This is a genomic window from Streptomyces sp. NPDC002467 (genome assembly GCF_042889825.1).
Taxonomy (GTDB): Bacteria; Actinomycetota; Actinomycetes; order Streptomycetales; family Streptomycetaceae; genus Streptomyces.
In genome coordinates, this window is record NZ_JBIARJ010000001.1 from 346,497 (window position 1) to 362,192 (window position 15,696).

The 15,696-nt window shown below is 71.6% G+C and carries 16 protein-coding genes; 8 read left to right on the forward strand and 8 right to left on the reverse strand.

The features are described 5' to 3' along the window. Positions 1 to 858 carry a helix-turn-helix domain-containing protein gene (locus ACFYYJ_RS01645; protein ID WP_389127690.1) on the reverse strand — a complete coding sequence of 286 codons (858 nt, stop codon included), beginning with the start codon at positions 856 to 858 and terminating at the stop codon, positions 1 to 3. A gap of 120 nt (positions 859 to 978) precedes the next feature. On the opposite strand from ACFYYJ_RS01645, the gene ACFYYJ_RS01650 reads away from it, so the two are divergent. From ACFYYJ_RS01650 to ACFYYJ_RS01670, 5 genes are all read left to right on the forward strand, one after another. Then, positions 979 to 1,185, forward strand: a complete 207-nt coding sequence (locus ACFYYJ_RS01650; RefSeq protein ID WP_389127692.1) for a hypothetical protein — start codon at positions 979 to 981, stop codon at positions 1,183 to 1,185. Beyond that, positions 1,182 to 1,568, forward strand: a complete 387-nt coding sequence (locus ACFYYJ_RS01655; RefSeq protein WP_389127694.1) for an ATP-binding protein — start codon at positions 1,182 to 1,184, stop codon at positions 1,566 to 1,568. Before ACFYYJ_RS01650 ends, ACFYYJ_RS01655 begins: the two co-directional genes overlap by 4 nt. Before the next feature lie 94 nt (positions 1,569 to 1,662). Continuing rightward, complete coding sequence (locus tag ACFYYJ_RS01660; RefSeq protein WP_385133938.1) at positions 1,663 to 3,489, forward strand: acyl-CoA dehydrogenase; 1,827 nt, start codon at positions 1,663 to 1,665, stop codon at positions 3,487 to 3,489. A gap of 440 nt (positions 3,490 to 3,929) precedes the next feature. Further along, on the forward strand, positions 3,930 to 4,673 hold the full coding sequence (locus ACFYYJ_RS01665) for a hypothetical protein (protein WP_384587337.1): 744 nt from the start codon (positions 3,930 to 3,932) through the stop codon (positions 4,671 to 4,673). A 98-nt stretch (positions 4,674 to 4,771) separates the two neighbouring features. Beyond that, positions 4,772 to 6,064 carry a M18 family aminopeptidase gene (locus ACFYYJ_RS01670; protein WP_385128583.1) on the forward strand — a complete coding sequence of 431 codons (1,293 nt, stop codon included), beginning with the start codon at positions 4,772 to 4,774 and terminating at the stop codon, positions 6,062 to 6,064. Between the two features lie 89 nt (positions 6,065 to 6,153). Here the strand turns inward: ACFYYJ_RS01670 and ACFYYJ_RS01675 are convergent, their stop codons facing one another. Then, positions 6,154 to 8,001: an NHL domain-containing thioredoxin family protein gene (locus tag ACFYYJ_RS01675; RefSeq protein WP_389127697.1), complete on the reverse strand. Its 1,848-nt coding sequence runs from the start codon at positions 7,999 to 8,001 to the stop codon at positions 6,154 to 6,156. A gap of 78 nt (positions 8,002 to 8,079) precedes the next feature. On the opposite strand from ACFYYJ_RS01675, the gene ACFYYJ_RS01680 reads away from it, so the two are divergent. Beyond that, positions 8,080 to 8,745: an MSMEG_1061 family FMN-dependent PPOX-type flavoprotein gene (locus tag ACFYYJ_RS01680; RefSeq protein WP_389127699.1), complete on the forward strand. Its 666-nt coding sequence runs from the start codon at positions 8,080 to 8,082 to the stop codon at positions 8,743 to 8,745. Here ACFYYJ_RS01680 and ACFYYJ_RS01685 read toward each other — a convergent pair. Then, a complete protein-coding gene (locus tag ACFYYJ_RS01685) occupies positions 8,736 to 9,293 on the reverse strand; it encodes a DUF4240 domain-containing protein (RefSeq protein ID WP_389127700.1) in 558 nt (185 codons plus the stop codon). The genes ACFYYJ_RS01680 and ACFYYJ_RS01685 overlap by 10 nt on opposite strands. Positions 9,294 to 9,321: 28 nt before the next feature. Then, complete coding sequence (locus ACFYYJ_RS01690) at positions 9,322 to 10,140, reverse strand: hypothetical protein (RefSeq protein WP_385363797.1); 819 nt, start codon at positions 10,138 to 10,140, stop codon at positions 9,322 to 9,324. 32 nt (positions 10,141 to 10,172) lie between these two features. Here ACFYYJ_RS01690 and ACFYYJ_RS01695 point away from each other — a divergent pair, with 32 nt between their 5' ends. Further along, a complete protein-coding gene (locus tag ACFYYJ_RS01695) occupies positions 10,173 to 10,658 on the forward strand; it encodes an LURP-one-related/scramblase family protein (protein WP_385128588.1) in 486 nt (161 codons plus the stop codon). 44 nt (positions 10,659 to 10,702) lie between these two features. Here the strand turns inward: ACFYYJ_RS01695 and ACFYYJ_RS01700 are convergent, their stop codons facing one another. Then, positions 10,703 to 11,494 (reverse strand): carbon-nitrogen family hydrolase, encoded by a 792-nt coding sequence (locus ACFYYJ_RS01700; protein ID WP_385128589.1) that lies wholly within the window; start codon positions 11,492 to 11,494, stop codon positions 10,703 to 10,705. A gap of 147 nt (positions 11,495 to 11,641) precedes the next feature. Between ACFYYJ_RS01700 and ACFYYJ_RS01705 the strand changes: the two genes are divergently transcribed. After that, positions 11,642 to 12,472, forward strand: a complete 831-nt coding sequence (locus ACFYYJ_RS01705) for a maleylpyruvate isomerase family mycothiol-dependent enzyme (RefSeq protein ID WP_389127703.1) — start codon at positions 11,642 to 11,644, stop codon at positions 12,470 to 12,472. A gap of 45 nt (positions 12,473 to 12,517) precedes the next feature. Here the strand turns inward: ACFYYJ_RS01705 and ACFYYJ_RS01710 are convergent, their stop codons facing one another. Genes ACFYYJ_RS01710 through ACFYYJ_RS01720 form a run of 3 tightly spaced genes read right to left on the reverse strand, consistent with a single transcriptional unit; the run spans position 12,518 to position 15,577 of the window. Continuing rightward, positions 12,518 to 13,501 carry a helix-turn-helix domain-containing protein gene (locus ACFYYJ_RS01710; RefSeq protein ID WP_389127705.1) on the reverse strand — a complete coding sequence of 328 codons (984 nt, stop codon included), beginning with the start codon at positions 13,499 to 13,501 and terminating at the stop codon, positions 12,518 to 12,520. Between the two features lie 19 nt (positions 13,502 to 13,520). After that, positions 13,521 to 14,897 (reverse strand): nitrate/nitrite transporter, encoded by a 1,377-nt coding sequence (locus ACFYYJ_RS01715; RefSeq protein WP_389128051.1) that lies wholly within the window; start codon positions 14,895 to 14,897, stop codon positions 13,521 to 13,523. 5 nt (positions 14,898 to 14,902) lie between these two features. After that, the gene (locus ACFYYJ_RS01720; protein ID WP_384587358.1) at positions 14,903 to 15,577 is read right to left on the reverse strand and encodes a GntR family transcriptional regulator; all 675 of its coding nucleotides are present in this window, start codon (positions 15,575 to 15,577) and stop codon (positions 14,903 to 14,905) included. Positions 15,578 to 15,696: the final 119 nt, after the last annotated feature.

Below are 15,696 nucleotides of genomic sequence, written 5' to 3' on the forward strand. Positions count from 1 at the left end.
TCAATGTTGCTGATTGCCATTTCGGTAGTCCTCTGCGGCCGCCTCCATCATGGCGAGGGACGCCTCTGGCGGTAGCGCGGCGGCCCTCAGCAGATCGTACGACCTTCGATAGCGCTTCACGAGCGCCGGATCGTCGATGGTGACGCCACTGTGCAGCGACTCCGTATAGACCAGTGGTGGCGCCTCGGCGAAGGTCATGATGATGGTTGTACCGGCCGACATGAAAGGGTGCGCTCCGGCGTTCCACGGGACGATCTGTGGAACGATCCGATTGCGGCGGACCAGGGCCGTTACGTGGTCGAGCTGTTCCGCCATCCGGTCGGGTGGGACGACTGGCAGCCGTAGCAGCGACTCGTGCAGGACGACCCAGTACTCGGGCGTTCCGTGATCGCCCTCGAAGAGGTCGGCCCGCGCCATCCGGGCGTTGACCTTCACATCGGTCTCCTCCCGGGCCTCCAGCGGCCGTTCGGCCCGGGCCAGGGCGCGTGCGTACGCGGCCGTCTGCAACAGGCCCGGAAAAGCGGTCGGGCACCATTCCTCAATAGTCTCGGCGACCTTCTCCGCGTCCAGGACCTTCTCCGCGTACCGGGCGAGGCCAACGCTCCGGGCCTTGCGCACGTCCTCGCAACGCCGCTCGAAGAACCCATCGGTGTCCAATACCCGGTCGACGTGGCGTGCGAGATCCAGCGGCATGCGCCGCTGACCGAGCTCGATCTCGCTTAGATAACTGGCCGCGTAGAAGCTGCCGTCCACGGCCTGCTGGAGTGTGCGGCCCGCGTTCTCCCGCTTCCACCGCAGTTCCTTGCCGTAAAGCGCCGGAACACTCGCCGAACCGTCAATGTCCTTACGCGCGGCCACGATCGCCCGCCTTCCACACCTCGCACTGTGGACTCGAAACCCTTCCCACGCTACGCCGACCCCCGCCAGCCTGTGAGCAGTTCGTCACACTCCGCACCCACAGGAACGGCAGGCACCGCCATGAGCGAGCACGACCGCGACCACGAGGCCCAAGAGGCCCTCACCGCACTCCGGACCGCACTGGACGCGCACGGGATCACGCTCCCGTCCCTAGGCCTCCACCTCCTCTCCTACGCCGGCCGCTACACGACCCCAACCCTCATCACCCTCGGCAACTGCAACGCCGCCACCGCGCAGCGACTGGCCGCCGCCCTGGCCACGCAGTGAACGGGCTCACCATCCGGCTGCTCGCCACCCCCGGGTCCGTACCCCTGGCCCGCCACGCCGTGCGCGAGCACCTGGGGGCCGCCGACTCCCCCGACGCGGAGCTGTGCGTCAGCGAGCTGCTGACCAACGTGATCACCCACCTGGGCACCGGCACGCCCGTCACCCTGCGCGTCACCGGAAGGGCAGCCCGTACGCGGGTCGAGCTCACCGATCCCGACGCGCACGCGCGGCCCGTACCGCGGCGGGCCGCAGACGGGGACGAGTCCGGCCGGGGCCTGGCCCTACTGGCCGCCCTGTCCCTGCGCTGGGGCGTCGCTCAAGGGCCCCGGGGGAAAACCGTGTGGTGCGAGCTGCCGAGAGCGTCGTCACAGTCCCAGCGGTAAGGGTTGCGTCTTATTACCGACGGGTAGCATCATGACGTTACCGATTGGTATGTACGAGGAACCTGTCTCCCCGAGCCTTAACGGAGCCGTCGCCATGGGGCACTACAAGTCGAATCTCCGCGACATCGAGTTCAACCTCTTCGAGGTGCTCGGCCGCGACAAGCTGTACGGCACCGGTCCGTTCGAGGAGATGGACTCCGAGACCGCCAAGGACGTCCTGTCCGAGATAGCCCGTCTCGCCGAGAACGAGCTCGCCGAGTCCTTCGCGGACGCCGACCGCAACCCGCCCGTCTTCGACCCGGAGACGAACACGGCGCCGGTCCCGGCCTCCTTCAAGAAGAGCTACAAGGCCTTCATGGACTCCGAGTACTGGCGCATGGGCATCCCGGAGGAGATCGGCGGCACCGTCTCCCCGCGCTCCCTCGTCTGGGCCTACGCGGAGCTGCTGCTCGGCTCGAACCCGGCCATCTGGATGTACTCCTCCGGCCCGGCCTTCGCCGGTGTCCTGCACGAGGAGGGCAACGAGGCCCAGAAGAAGATCGCGCAGATCGCCGTCGAGAAGCGCTGGGGCTCCACGATGGTCCTGACCGAGCCGGACGCCGGTTCGGACGTCGGCGCCGGCCGCACCAAGGCCGTGCAGCAGGAGGACGGCTCCTGGCACATCGAGGGCGTGAAGCGCTTCATCACGTCCGGTGAGCACGACATGGAGGAGAACATCCTCCACTACGTCCTCGCGCGCCCCGAGGGCCACGGCCCGGGCACCAAGGGCCTGTCCCTGTTCCTCGTCCCGAAGTTCCACTTCGACTGGGAGACCGGGGAGCTGGGCGAGCGCAATGGCGTCTACGCGACGAACGTCGAGCACAAGATGGGCCTCAAGGCCTCCAACACGTGCGAGATGACCTTCGGCGACAAGCACCCCGCCAAGGGCTGGCTGATCGGCGACAAGCACGACGGCATCCGCCAGATGTTCATGATCATCGAGTTCGCCCGCATGATGGTGGGCACGAAGGCCATCGCCACCCTCTCCACCGGCTACCTCAACGCGCTGGAGTACGCCAAGGAGCGCGTGCAGGGCCCGGACCTGGCCGACTTCATGGACAAGACGGCCCCCAAGGTCACCATCACGCACCACCCCGACGTGCGCCGCTCGCTCATGACGCAGAAGGCGTACGCGGAGGGCATGCGCGCCCTGGTCCTGTACACCGCCTCCGTCCAGGACGACATCCAGATCAAGCAGGCCGCGGGCGAGGACACCAGCGCGCTGGTCGGCCTCAACGACCTGCTCCTGCCGATCGTGAAGGGCTACGGCTCGGAGAAGTCCTACGAGCAGCTCGCCCAGTCCCTGCAGACCTTCGGTGGCTCCGGCTACCTGCAGGAGTACCCGATCGAGCAGTACATCCGCGACGCCAAGATCGACACCCTCTACGAGGGCACCACCGCGATCCAGGGTCAGGACTTCTTCTTCCGCAAGATCGTCCGCGACCAGGGCGCCTCCCTGAACGTCCTCTCCGAGACGATCAAGAAGTTCCTGGCGGAGGCCGTCGGCGGCGAGGACCTCGCCCCGGCGCGCGACGCGCTCGCCAAGGCCGCCGTGGACCTGGAGGGCATCGTCGGCCAGATGATCGTCGACCTCACCGCCACCGGCGAGGACGTCAAGAACATCTACAAGGTCGGCCAGAACACCACCCGCCTGCTGATGGCGTCGGGTGACGTGGTCGTCGGATACCTGCTGCTCAAGGGCGCGGCCGTGGCCGCCGAGAAGCTGCCGACCGCCTCCGCGAAGGACGCGCCGTTCTACACCGGCAAGATCGCCGCCGCGAAGTTCTTCGCGTCGCAGGTCCTGCCCGGCGTCTCCGTCCAGCGCGCGCTGGCCGAGGCCGTCGACAACACGCTGATGGACCTGGACGAGGCCGCCTTCTAGGCTGCGCCGCCGCCGGGCTGCGCAGCCCGGCAGGCAACTCGTACCCGGTAGCCGGTACAGCGGCCGGACCCTCCCGCACGGGGGTCCGGCCGCTGCCCGTCCGGCGACAGCCCGCACCACCTGCCCACAGGCAGGACCGCAGCGGGCCCCGTGTGCCACGCCGCGCCCGCATCCGGAGGGGACGGGCGCGGCGAAATCAGCCCCTCCGGCGTTTGAGGAGCGGGTCCGGGGCGGAGCCCCGGGATGCCGCGCAGCGGCATCCTCGGCCTCGCCGGCAGGGCCCGGGGCACCGGCGGCGGGGGGGGGGGGCCCGGGGGGGGGCCCCGGGGCCCCCCCCCCCCGGCCCGTGCCCGGCCCGCCCCGGTCAAGCGCGGCACGGCGCAGCGCCTCCGTACTGCGGTTTTTCTCCGTTGTCAGCCGTTCATGGGACGCTCGTACGCATGAGTCCACAGGATCACCACGGCAGCAGGGGGTACTCCGTCCCCACCGGGCGCCCGTACGCCCTCAAGGAGCTGCAGGCGAGCCTGGGCAGTCTCGGCGACCACCTGCGCGAGCTGTACGACGGCGCGCACCCCGCCGAGTACGAGACCATCGCCGACGCCCTCTACGTGGCCTTCCAGACCGCCGCCGGCCTGGCCCCCGCCAAGAGCTACACCGGCTGCCCCGAGCACCCCAACGGCGCCCTCGACCCCGAGGCACCCGAAGGCTGGGGCCGCTGCCTGATCTGCAACGACCGCCGCCGCCTCGGACAGCGGCAGCGCATGAACGGCGCCCGCCAGGCCGCCCCCGCGCCCGCCACCGGCGAGCAGCGGCGCCTCGGCTACCCCGTGCCCGACGGCCCGTACACCCTCCAGGTGCTGCGCCAGTACCTGCGCACCGTCGAGGACCAGCGCTTCCACCTGGGCCTCTCCTCGCCCTCCGACGAGTTCGTGCGCATCGCCGACGACCTCCACCGCGCCTTCATCGTCGCCCGCGAACTCTCCCGCCCCCGCAACGCCTCGGGCTGCTCCGAGCACCCCGGAGCCCCCATCGACCCGGACGCGCCCCCGGGCGAGGCCTGTATCTTCTGCGCCGGACGCAAGAGACGCGCGCAGCGCTCCGCGCAGACCCCGGAGATGCTCCCGCGCATCCGCCGGGGCGAGCGCAGACAGCTGCAACGCCGCTTCGAGCGTCCGCCGGGCTGAGACTCCCCGGGCCCCGGACCACACCTCCCGGACCCGTCCTCTCGGCTATCCGCCGCAGTCCGGCCATGGCGTACACGACCGTCGTTAAGGTGAACCACATGAGCTCTCCCGCCCGCTTCGACCGCGGCCACACCGACGACCTGATGACCTTCCTGACGGCCAGTCCGTCGCCGTACCACGCCGTGGCCAATGCGGCCGAGCGGCTGGAGAAGGCAGGCTTCAGGCAGTTGTCGGAAACGGACGCCTGGGATGCCGGAACCGGGGGCAGGTTCGTGCTCCGCGGCGGCGCGCTCATCGCCTGGTACGTCCCCGAAGGCGCGGACGCGCACACCCCGTTCCGCATCGTCGGCGCCCACACCGACTCCCCGAACCTCAGAGTCAAGCCGCTGCCGGACACGGGCTCCCAGGGCTGGCGGCAGGTCGCCGTCGAGATCTACGGCGGCACCCTGCTCAACACCTGGCTCGACCGGGACCTCGGCCTCGCCGGGCGGCTCACCCTGCACGACGGCACCGAGCGGCTGGTCAACGTGGACCGCGCGCTGCTGCGCGTTCCCCAACTCGCCGTGCACCTGGACCGGTCGGTGAACTCCGACGGGCTCAAGCTCGACAAGCAGCGCCACATGCAGCCGATCTGGGGCCTCGGCGACGTCCGGGAGGGCGACCTGATCTCCTTCCTGGAGGAGGAAGAGGGCCTGGAGCAGGGCTCGGTGGCCGGCTGGGACCTGATGGTCCACTCCATCGAGCCGCCCTCGTACCTGGGCCGCGACCGCGAGCTGCTGGCCGGACCGCGGATGGACAACCTGCTGTCCGTGCACGCGGGCGTCGCCGCGCTGGCGGCGGTGTCCGCCTCCGGCAAGCTGGACCACATCCCGGTCCTCGCCGCCTTCGACCACGAGGAGAACGGCTCGCAGTCCGACACGGGCGCGGACGGCCCCCTCCTGGGCAATGTGCTGGAACGTTCAGTCTTCGCGCGCGGCGGCTCGTACGAGGACAAGGCCCGCGCCTTCGCCGGCACCATCTGCCTGTCCTCGGACACCGGCCACGCGGTCCACCCCAACTACGGCGAGCGGCACGACCCCACGCACCACCCGCGCGCCAACGGCGGCCCCATCCTCAAGGTCAACGTGAACCAGCGCTACGCGACGGACGGCAGCGGTCGCGCGGTGTTCGCGAGCGCCTGCGAGCGGGCCGGGGTGCCGTGGCAGACCTTCGTCTCCAACAACTCGATGCCGTGCGGCACGACGATCGGCCCGATCACGGCCGCCCGCCACGGCATCCAGACGGTCGACATCGGCGTCGCGATCCTCTCGATGCACAGCGCCCGCGAACTGTGCGGCGCGGACGACCCGTACCTCCTGGCGAACGCGCTGGTGGCCTTCCTGGAGGCCTGACGCACCGTCCGGCACGGAAGACCCCGCCCCGAACTCCTCGTCCGGGGCGGGGTTTCCGCGTGTGCGGCTCGGCTCCTACTCCCGGTCGTCTACTCCCGGTCGTCCATGCCCGCCAGGACCAGCGCCAGCCGGGCGGTCCCCTCGGCGGACACCGTGACCGGGACGCCCCAGTCCTGCTGGTGGACGTGGCAGGCCGGGTACTCGTTGTCGGGGTCGTCGTCGCAGGACGCCGCCATCGCCGAGACGTGCAGGACGCCCTCGGTGACGTCCGGGTTCAGCGCGATCTCCCGGAACAGGTCGGTGCCCGCGCCGTCGCCGGCCGCCAGCAGTTCCGGCGGGGTCGAGGAGACCAGCAGGCGGGTGGAGGGGCCGTAGCGGGTGTCCAGCTTCTGGCCGCTCGGCGCCTGGAAGACGACGTCGAGGCGGAGCGTGCCGGGGGCGACCTCGGTGGCGGCCCGCTGGGTGCGGTGCGCGACCGCGTCGACCCGTACGGCCTCCTCGGGCAGCCGCAGCCGGGTCAGCCGGTGCCGGGCGGACTCCACGACGACGATGTCGTCCCCCACCAGCACGGCGTCGCTCGGCTCGCGCAGGTCGGTGGCGAGGGTGGAGACCTGGCCGGTGGCGGGGTCGTAGCGGCGCAGGGCGTGGTTGTACGTGTCGCACACCGCGACCGAGCCGTCGGGCAGGGCCGTCACGCCGAGCGGGTGCTGGAGCAGGGCCTGGGCCGCGTCCCCGTCCCGGTGACCGAAGTCGAACAGCCCGGTGCCGACGGCGGACTTGACGACGTACCCGTCGCCTTCCCCATCCGGCTCGACGTAACGCAGGGCGCTGGTCTCGGAGTCGGCGATCCACAGCCGGTCCCCGGCGGCGGCGAGCCCGGACGGCTGCGCGAACCAGGCCTCGGCGGCGGGCCCGTCGTGCAGGCCCTCGTTGGTGGTTCCGGCGGCGACCTCGACGGTGCCCGCCTCCGGGTCCCAGGTCCACAGCTGGTGCACGCCCGCCATGGCGATCCACACCCTGCCCCGCCACCAGGCCACGTCCCACGGCGAGGACAGGTCCACGTCGAGGGCCGGCCCGGAGGTCGGCGACCCCTGCCACCACTGCCGTCCGGTGCCGGCGACGGTCTCGACGGCCCCGCTCTCCAGGTCGAGGACGCGCAGCGCGTGGTTGACGGTGTCGGCGACGACGACCCGCCCGTCGGGCAGCAGCGCCAGCCCCTGCGGCTCGCTGAAGGCGTCCGCGCCGAAGCCGCGCTCGCCGCTGCCGACGCGCCGTACGACGCTCTCGCCGTCGGCGGCCAGCTCGACGAGCTGGTGCCGGGTCGAGTCCGACACCAGGAAGTTGCCGCTGGGCAGCAGCAGTGCCTTGCCGGGGAACCGCAGGTCGGTCGCGACGGGCTCGGGCGCCACGTACGGCCCGTCGCCGCGCCGCAGCGTCCCCTTGGCCTCGTGCTCGGCCTCCAGCTCCTCCACCAGCCGCGCGATGGCGTGCGCGTGCCCCTCGCCGGCGTGCTGGGCGACGATGTACCCCTCGGGGTCGATCACGACGAGCGTGGGCCAGGCTCGTACGGCGTACTGCTTCCAGGTGGCGAGCTCGGGGTCGTCCAGCACCGGGTGGTGCACCTCGTACCGCTCGACGGCGTCGACGACGGCGGCGTGCTCGGCCTCGTGCACGAACTTCGGCGAGTGCACGCCGATGATGACGACGGTGTCGCGGTGCTTCTCCTCCAGCTCGCGCAGCTCGTCGAGGACGTGCAGGCAGTTGATGCAGCAGAACGTCCAAAAGTCGAGGATCGTAATGCGTCCCCGCAGGTCGGAGAGGGTGAGCTCCTTGCCACCCGTGTTCAACCAGCCACCCTTGCCGATCAGCTCGGGGGCACGGAGACGGGCACGGCGGGGCGCGGGCGCGGGGGTGGGCGCCGGGGCGGAATCGTTCATGCTTCAAGCTTGCCATCCCGGTGTGAACACCGGACAACACCCGTACGGCGATGATCACGTCCGATAACGTGCGTGCACGTGACAGCCACCACGCCGCCGAGCAGGCGCATATTCGACGCCCTGGACGCCACCGCCGTCCGGAGCATCTCGCAGTTGGGCGAGTTGTACGAGGAGCCCAGTGAGCTGGTCCGGCGCAAGGCCGTGGACCGGATCCACGACGTGGCCCGTGCGGTCATCGGGCGGTCCTCGCTGGTGTTCCTCGCCAGCGCCGGGGCCGACGGGAGCTGCGACGTGACCCCTCGGGGCGGACCGGCCGGATTCGTGGCCGTCCTGGACGAGTTCACCCTCGCCATCCCCGACGCCACCGGCAACAAGCGCATCGACACCATCCGCAACATCGTGGAGACGGGCCGGGCCGGGCTGATCTTCGTCATCCCCGGCCGGACCACCACCCTGCGCGTGAACGGGCGGGCCTGCGTCTCCGCCGACCCCGAGCTGCTGGAGCGGCTGACGCCCGTGGGCAAGCCGCCGCGCAGCGCGATCGTCGTGGGGGTCGAGGAGGTCTACCAGCACTGCCCGAAGGCGTTCCTGCGAAGCAACGCCTGGAAGCCCGAGCAGTGGGTGGCCGCCGACGCCGTCCCCACGTCCGCCGAGGTCACGCAGTCCCACCTCGACATGCCGGACCTGACCATCGAGGACATCCTGCAGAGCGAGCGGGATTCCTTGCTGTACCGCTACGAGTAGTCGAAGAGGGCGCTGAGGCGGGGCAGGCGGGCGGCGGTCTCCGCCGTGTCGTCGAAGTCGAAGTCCCAGGACGGGTCCAGAGCCGGGTAGCTGATCGTGAAGGAGTCCGCGGGCAGTTCGCCGCCGGTGGCGGACTCGTAGGCGGTCCAGGCGATCGAGAGGGCGTCCTCGTCCCAGAGCTCCAGGCCCTCCGCCGCGGCCTCCCGGACCGCGGGGTGGGCGGCCAGGGAGTCAGGGTCGGCCAGGGCCGCCTCGAAGGCCGCCTGCCCCTGCGTGAGGAGCCAGCCGCGGAAGTAGTCGAACCCGTCGTCCGAGCAGCCGCCGTTGATGACGTACGCCGCGGCCCAGAGCGGGGCCCGGTAGGACTCGGAGAGCAGGTCCCACAGCACCTGCTGGGCCTCGGCTATCTCCGCCGGCGGGAGCGCGGCGAGCAGCTCCGCGGCGCGCTCCGACACCTCCTCCGACTCCGACCCCGAGCCCGACTCCGAGCCCGACTGCGCCTGCTCGCGGGCCGAGTCGATCAGCTTCCAGAACGTCTGCTTGTCCATGGGGAAAGCGTGGCAGCCGGGTCTGACATCAGGGCGTGGTGGAGCCGAGGAAGGAGTGCAGGGATCCGGTGAGCGCCGCCACGAACGCGTCCTGGACGTCGGGGGCGACGAGGTCCAGGGAGAGGTACGGGTTCAGGTCCTCCAGCTCGACGAGGAGCAGCTCGCCGGAGGGAGCCCGGCAGGCGTCCACGCGCTGGATGCCGTGGGCGAGGGTGTTCCACTCGACGAAGGACCGGGCGAAGTCCAGGTCGGCGGGGGTGGGCTCGTAGGGGACCAGCTCCCAGCGGCGGGCCGGGTCGGGGGCGTACAGGGCGTACTGGAAGGCGTCGTCGACGAAGTAGAAGGACACCTCGTAGGCGAAGTCGACGCGGGGCTGGATGAGGACCGATCCCGCCGGGCCCTGCGGGTCCTCGGTGAAGACGAGGCCGATGGAGTCCGCGCCCTGCTTGGGCTTGACCGCGTAGACGGGGACCTTCGGCAGCTCGGACAGCCTGGCCGGGTCGTCGACCGTCGGGATGACCGGGTAGCCGGCGGCGGTGAGGTCGAGCAGGTACTCCTTGCCCGCCATGTCGGCGCGGCCGGTGAGCGGGTTGTAGACGCGGGTGCCGGCGGCGAGGGCGGCGGCGCGGAAGGAGTCGTAGGCCTGCTGGTAGTGCAGGACCGGGCCGCTGTTGCGGACGATCACCGCGTCGAAGCCGAGGGGCGCGAGGGCCTGCGCGTCGGCGGGGTGACAGAGGGCGAGCTCGAAGCCGGCGGCACGGAGGCGGGAGGTGAGGAATATGTCCTCGTCGCAGTAGCGGCGGCCGCGCGCCGGGTACGCCAGGTCGGTCACGTAGAGGAGAGGCATGCCCGCAACCTATCGCGGGCACGGATCACCGCATGAAATACCTCGTACGGGACAAAATGCTGGCCATCGGGGACGACTACTGGATCGAGGACGAGGACGGCCGCCACGCCTTCCTCGTCGACGGCAAGGCGCTGCGCTTCCGGGACACGCTGGAGCTGAAGGACCCGGACGGCCTGATCCTGATCACCCTGCGGGAGAAGCTGCTCGGCTTCCGCGACACGATGACCCTGGAACGGGACGGCCGGCGACTCGCGCGGATCCGCCGCAAACGGTGGTCGCTGCTGCGCAACCACTTCCTCGTGACCCTGATCGAGGGCACGGAGCTCGACGTCAGCGGTCGGATCCTGGACCGCGAGTTCAAGATCGAGTACGAGGGGGAGCTGCTCGCGCTGGTCTCCCGGCAGTGGTACCGGATCCGGGAGACCTACGCGGTGGACGTGATCCGCGAGGACGCGGACGCGGCGCTGTTGGTGGCGGTGGCGGTGTGCGTGATCCGCATGGCGGAGGCGGAACTGTAGAGGGGCCGCCGTCGGGGCTGGGCCGTCTCTTCCGGAGAGACGACCTAGCGCGGCGGGCGCAGGCCGAGCATGCGGTCCTTCAGGGCCGGGAACTGCTCGCGGGTCTCCTCGACCTTGGCGGGGTCCAGGTCCACCGTGAGGACGTCCTCGCCGGGGCCCGCCTCGGCGAGGACCTCGCCCCACGGGTCGACGACCAGGCTGTGCCCGGCCTGCTCGACGCCCGCGTGCGTCCCGGCCAGGCCGCAGGCCAGGACGTACGACTGGTCCTCGACGGCGCGCGCCCGGTTGAGCAGGGTCCAGTGGGCGCGGCGGCGCGCCGGCCAGCCGGCCGCGACGACCATCGTGGTGGCGCCGGCGTCGACGAGGCCGCGGAAGAGCTCCGGGAAGCGCAGGTCGTAGCAGGTGGCGATGCCGAGGGTCTGTTCCGGCAGCCGCACCGTGGTGAGGGAGTCGCCGGGGGTCATCATGACCGCCTCGCCCTGGTCGAAGCCGAACCGGTGGATCTTGCGGTAGGTGGCGGCCAGCTCGCCCTCCGGGGAGACCACGAGGACGGTGTTGTAGAGCGAGCCGTCGCCGGCGCGCTCCACGACCGATCCGGCGTGCAGCCAGACCCCCGCGTCGCGGGCGGCCTTGGACATGATCTCGAAGGTCGGGCCGTCGAGCGGTTCGGCCTCGGTCTCGAAGAGTTCGTAGGCGAACGCGCCGACCGTCCACAGTTCGGGCAGGACGACAAGATCGGACCCGGCCTGTTCCCGTACGAGATCGGCCACTCGGGCACGTCGGGAAGACACCGACTCGCCCTCGTTCACTGCGATTTGGATCAGCGAGGCGCGCACATTACCACCGTCCTGGCGTTCAAGCCGTCAACTCGGGCCTACGATCGTCACACGAAAGCACTGCCGGGGTGCTCACAGGCAGCGTAGTTTTGGATGGCGAGCCACTGCTTCCGAACGCGCCACTGAACAGCACCGCGAGGGGTCCCGTTGACCGTCCATCCGCATCCCAGCCTCCAGCCCTATGCCGAAGCGTGGACGCACTCCATCGAGGCGATATCCGAGCTGGTCCTCCCCCTGACGGAGGGCGAGTGGAACCGTGCGACGCCGTGCCCGGGCTGGTCGGTCCGTGACGTCGTGTCACACATCATCGGCATCGAATGCGAGATGCTCGGCGACCCCAGGCCGATCCACACCGTCGCGCGGGACCTGCGGCACGTCGTGGACGAGTTCAGCCGGTACATGGAGGTGCAGGTCGACGTACGCCGTCACCACACCGCGCCGGAGATGACCTCGGAGCTGGAGTACACCGTCATCCGCCGCTCGCGCCAGCTGCGCAACGAGAAGCGGGATCCGGACACCGTGGTGCGGGGTCCGCTGGGCGACCAGGTGACGCTGGAGCACGCGCTGCGGCTGCGCGCGTTCGACGTGTGGATCCACGAGCAGGACCTGCGGGCGGCGCTGGGAGCGCCGGGCAACTGGGACTCGCCCGGCGCGTACGTGGCCCAGGACATCCTCCTCGCCGGTCTGCCGAAGGTGGTCGCGAAGCTGGCGGGGGCGCCCGCGAACTCCGCGGTGGTCATCGACGTCCACGGCCCGCTGGAGTTCATGCGGACGGTACGCGTGGACGCGGAGGGCCGCGGGACCCTGGACAAGTCGCCGTCGCTGGGCCCGGCGGTCACCCTCACCCTGGACTGGGAGACGTACGTCCGCCTCGCGGCGGGCCGCGTACGACCGCGCGCGGTCGCGGACCGGGTGAAGGTCGAGGGCGACCCGGAACTGGCGGAGGCGATCCTGGCGAACTTCTCGGTGACTCCGTGACTCCGTGACTCCGTGACGCCGTGACGCCGTGACGCCGTAGCCGGCCTACTCGGCGCGCGACCGGGAGCCCGCCGCCCGGCGGAGCTCGGTCGGGGTGAGGCCGTACGCCTCCCGGAACGCTCGGCTGAAGGCCGCGGCGTTGGGGAAGCACCAGCGGGCGGCGATCTCGTGGACGGGGCGGGACGCCATGCCCGGGCGCGTCAGGTCGGCGTGGCAGCGGGTCAGGCGGCGGCGACGGACGGACGCCGCCACCGTCTCGTCGCCCGCCGCGCGGAACAGCGCGTGCAGGGCGCGTACGGACAGGCCGTGCGCGGCGGCGATCGTGCCGGGGGCGAGCCCCGGGTCCCCGAGGTGGCGCTCGATGAAGGCGTCGATCCGCTCGCGCAGGGCGCGGGTACGGGTCTCGACGGGGAGTTCCCCGTAGGCGTCGAGGCGGTGCGCGAAGCACGCGGCGGCCAGGTCGGTCGCCGCCGCGCCCAGCTCGCCCAGCTCCCGCGGGGTGCAGGCGGAGGCGTGTTCGGCGAGCGAGGCGACGAACCGGGCCAGGACCGCCGCCGTGCCGCGGTCCGCGGCGATCCGCCGGCCGAGGAGCCGGTCGACGCGGCCGGGGCGCAGCGGCAGGACGTCCTTCGGCAGGTGGACGATGACCGAGCGGCTCGGACCGCGTCCGGGGTGGGCGACGGTCTCCTGGGGGCGCGAGGTGTCCCACAGGATCATGTCGCCGACGCCGAACTCCTCGTCGGCGCCGCTGTGGGACATCCACCACCGGCCGCCGGTGATCAGTGCCAGCTGGTACTGCTCCGGGTCGCCGCGCCGGATCAGGGCGGGCGTGCGGCGCGAATGCAGGGGCGAGTGCGAGAACGTCGACAGCCGCGTGGCGCCGAGGGCGAGCGTCGACGCTTCCGCGTGGAAGTCGGCGTGGCGCTCGCTGACGATGGCGGTGGGGATCAGCGCGGAGGCGACGACGTCGCTGAACCACTCGAACCTGTCCGCCACCGGCACCGCGGTGGCGGAGGCGCTGGTCCACATTCCGGCGCTTCCCCCTCGGCTACTGGGACCCGTTCCCCGAGGTCTCCGGAACGGGACACGCGCGGGACGCCCTGTCCGGTTGCGGGGACGACAGGGGCGAAGGCGCAGGCGAAGGCGCAGGCGCAGGCGCAGGCGCGGGGATCGTGACGCGGGCCCGGGTCGCCTCGCGGGCCAGGGCGCGGCCGCGCAGCCGCAGGATCTGGGTGATGCCCAGCGCCTCCAGCACGAACACCGTCGAGAAGGCGATGCGGTAGTCGTCGCCGGTGGCGTCGAGCAGGATGCCCACCGCCAGCAGCGTCGTCATGGAGCCGATGAAACCGCCCATGTTGGTGATCCCGGAGGCCGTGCCCTGACGCTCCGGCGGATTGGCCGGCCGGGCGAAGTCGAAGCCGATCATCGACGCCGGACCGCAGCCCCCCAGCACCAGGCACAGCGTGACCAGCAGCCACATCGGCGCCCGGTCCCCCGGATAGGCCAGGACCGAACCCCACAGCAGCGCGGTCACCCCGACCGTGCCGAGCGCGAGCGGGATCCGGGAGGACTGGCGGCGGCCGATGATCTGGCCGTAGACCAGCCCGAGCGCCATGTTCGAGGCGACGACCAGCGTCAGCAGCCCGCCCGCGGTGGTCCGCGACAGTCCCTGCGCCTCCACCAGGAACGGCATGCCCCACAGCAGCAGGAACACCATCGCCGGGAACTGCGTCGTGAAGTGCACCCACAGCCCGAGCCGGGTGCCGGGCTCGCTCCAGGACTCCTTGATCTGGCGGCGTACGAACCCGCGCCCGCCCCGCGACCGGGCCGGGGCCGGCTCGTGCCCTTCGGGGTTGTCCCGCAGGAACAGCACCAGTGGCACCAGGACGACCAGCCCCGCCACCGCGCTCCCCGCGAAGGCCGCCGTCCAGCCGACCCCGTGCAGCACGGGCGCGAGGACGAGGGTGGAGACGAGGTTGCCCGCCATGCCGACCAGGCCGGCGAGTTGGGCCATCAGCGGGCCGCGGCGGGCCGGGAACCAGCGGGTGCCGAGCCGCAACACGGATATGAAGGTCATCGCGTCGCCGCAGCCCAGCAGCGCGCGGGCGGCGAGCGCCATCCCGTACGAGGGCGAGAGCGCGAAGCCGAGCTGACCGATGGTGAAGAGGGTCGCGCCCAGGGTCAGCACCTTCTTGGTGCCGAGCCGGTCCACCATCAGGCCGACGGGGACCTGCATGCCCGCGTACACGAGGAGTTGGAGGAGCGAGAACGTGGCGAGGGCGGAGGCGCCCACGTGGAAGCGGTCCGCGGCTTCGAGGCCGGCCACGCCCAGGCTGGTGCGGAAGATGACCGCGACGAAGTAGACGGCGACTCCGATGCACCAGACGGCGACGGCCCTGCGCCCGCCCGGCGGATCCTCGGGCAGCCCGGTCACCGGCCCTGCCCCCGCACCAACGCTTCGACCCGGCCGATGTGGCCGCGGACGGCCGCCGCGGCCGTGTCCGCGTCCCCGGCGCGCAGCGCGTCGAGGATCTCGGTGTGCTCGGCCAGCGTCCGCTCCAGCCGCTCGGGGTGGGCGTGCAGCACGGCGACGCCCATCCGCAGCTGCCGGTCGCGGAGCTGGTCGTAGAGCCGGCCCAGGATCTGGTTGCCGGTGGCGGCGACGATCTCGGCGTGGAAGGCCCGGTCGGCGGCCGTCATCGCGGGGAGGTCGCCCGCGGCGGCGTGACGGCGCTGCTCCTCGATCAGTCCGGCGAGCCGGTCGAGCAGGCCGGGCGGCGCCGGGACGGCCCTGCGTACGGTGAACTCCTCGATCAGCAGCCTGGTTTCGAGGACGTCGTTGATCTCCTGCGCGGAGACGGGCAGGACCAGCGCGCCCTTCTTCGGGTACAGCTTCAGCAGCCCCTCGGTCTCCAGCCGCAGCAGCGCCTCGCGGACGGGGGTGCGGGACACCCCCACGGCCTCGGCGAGTTCGCCTTCGGTGAGGAGGGTGCCGCCTTCGTAACGACGGTCGAGCACGCCCTGCTTGACGTGCTGGTAGACGCGTTCGGCGGCGGTTGCGGGGGTGGTGGCGGGGGCGGCGCTCGTGACCGCGGCGGCTGGCATGCGCACAGCATAGATACAACAGGGGTGCAAGCCGGGCGGCGTCCAGGATGCGGACGCCGCCCGCCCGTCGCTGCATCGAAGGGTGTACCCGGGCTTCGTCCACCGGCAGGACGTACCGG

Excerpts from the sequence above, each read along its gene's own strand:
- ACFYYJ_RS01650 (WP_389127692.1), top strand. The coding sequence starts at position 979 with ATGAGCGAGCACGACCGCGACCACGAGGCCCAAGAGGCCCTCACCGCA.
- ACFYYJ_RS01685 (WP_389127700.1), bottom strand. The coding sequence starts at position 9,293 with ATGGACAAGCAGACGTTCTGGAAGCTGATCGACTCGGCCCGCGAGCAG.
- ACFYYJ_RS01710 (WP_389127705.1), bottom strand. The coding sequence starts at position 13,501 with ATGTGGACCAGCGCCTCCGCCACCGCGGTGCCGGTGGCGGACAGGTTC.
- ACFYYJ_RS01690 (WP_385363797.1), bottom strand. The coding sequence starts at position 10,140 with ATGCCTCTCCTCTACGTGACCGACCTGGCGTACCCGGCGCGCGGCCGC.
- ACFYYJ_RS01665 (WP_384587337.1), top strand. The coding sequence starts at position 3,930 with ATGAGTCCACAGGATCACCACGGCAGCAGGGGGTACTCCGTCCCCACC.
- ACFYYJ_RS01675 (WP_389127697.1), bottom strand. The coding sequence starts at position 8,001 with ATGAACGATTCCGCCCCGGCGCCCACCCCCGCGCCCGCGCCCCGCCGT.
- ACFYYJ_RS01720 (WP_384587358.1), bottom strand. The coding sequence starts at position 15,577 with ATGCCAGCCGCCGCGGTCACGAGCGCCGCCCCCGCCACCACCCCCGCA.
- ACFYYJ_RS01670 (WP_385128583.1), top strand. The coding sequence starts at position 4,772 with ATGAGCTCTCCCGCCCGCTTCGACCGCGGCCACACCGACGACCTGATG.
- ACFYYJ_RS01695 (WP_385128588.1), top strand. The coding sequence starts at position 10,173 with ATGAAATACCTCGTACGGGACAAAATGCTGGCCATCGGGGACGACTAC.
- ACFYYJ_RS01660 (WP_385133938.1), top strand. The coding sequence starts at position 1,663 with ATGGGGCACTACAAGTCGAATCTCCGCGACATCGAGTTCAACCTCTTC.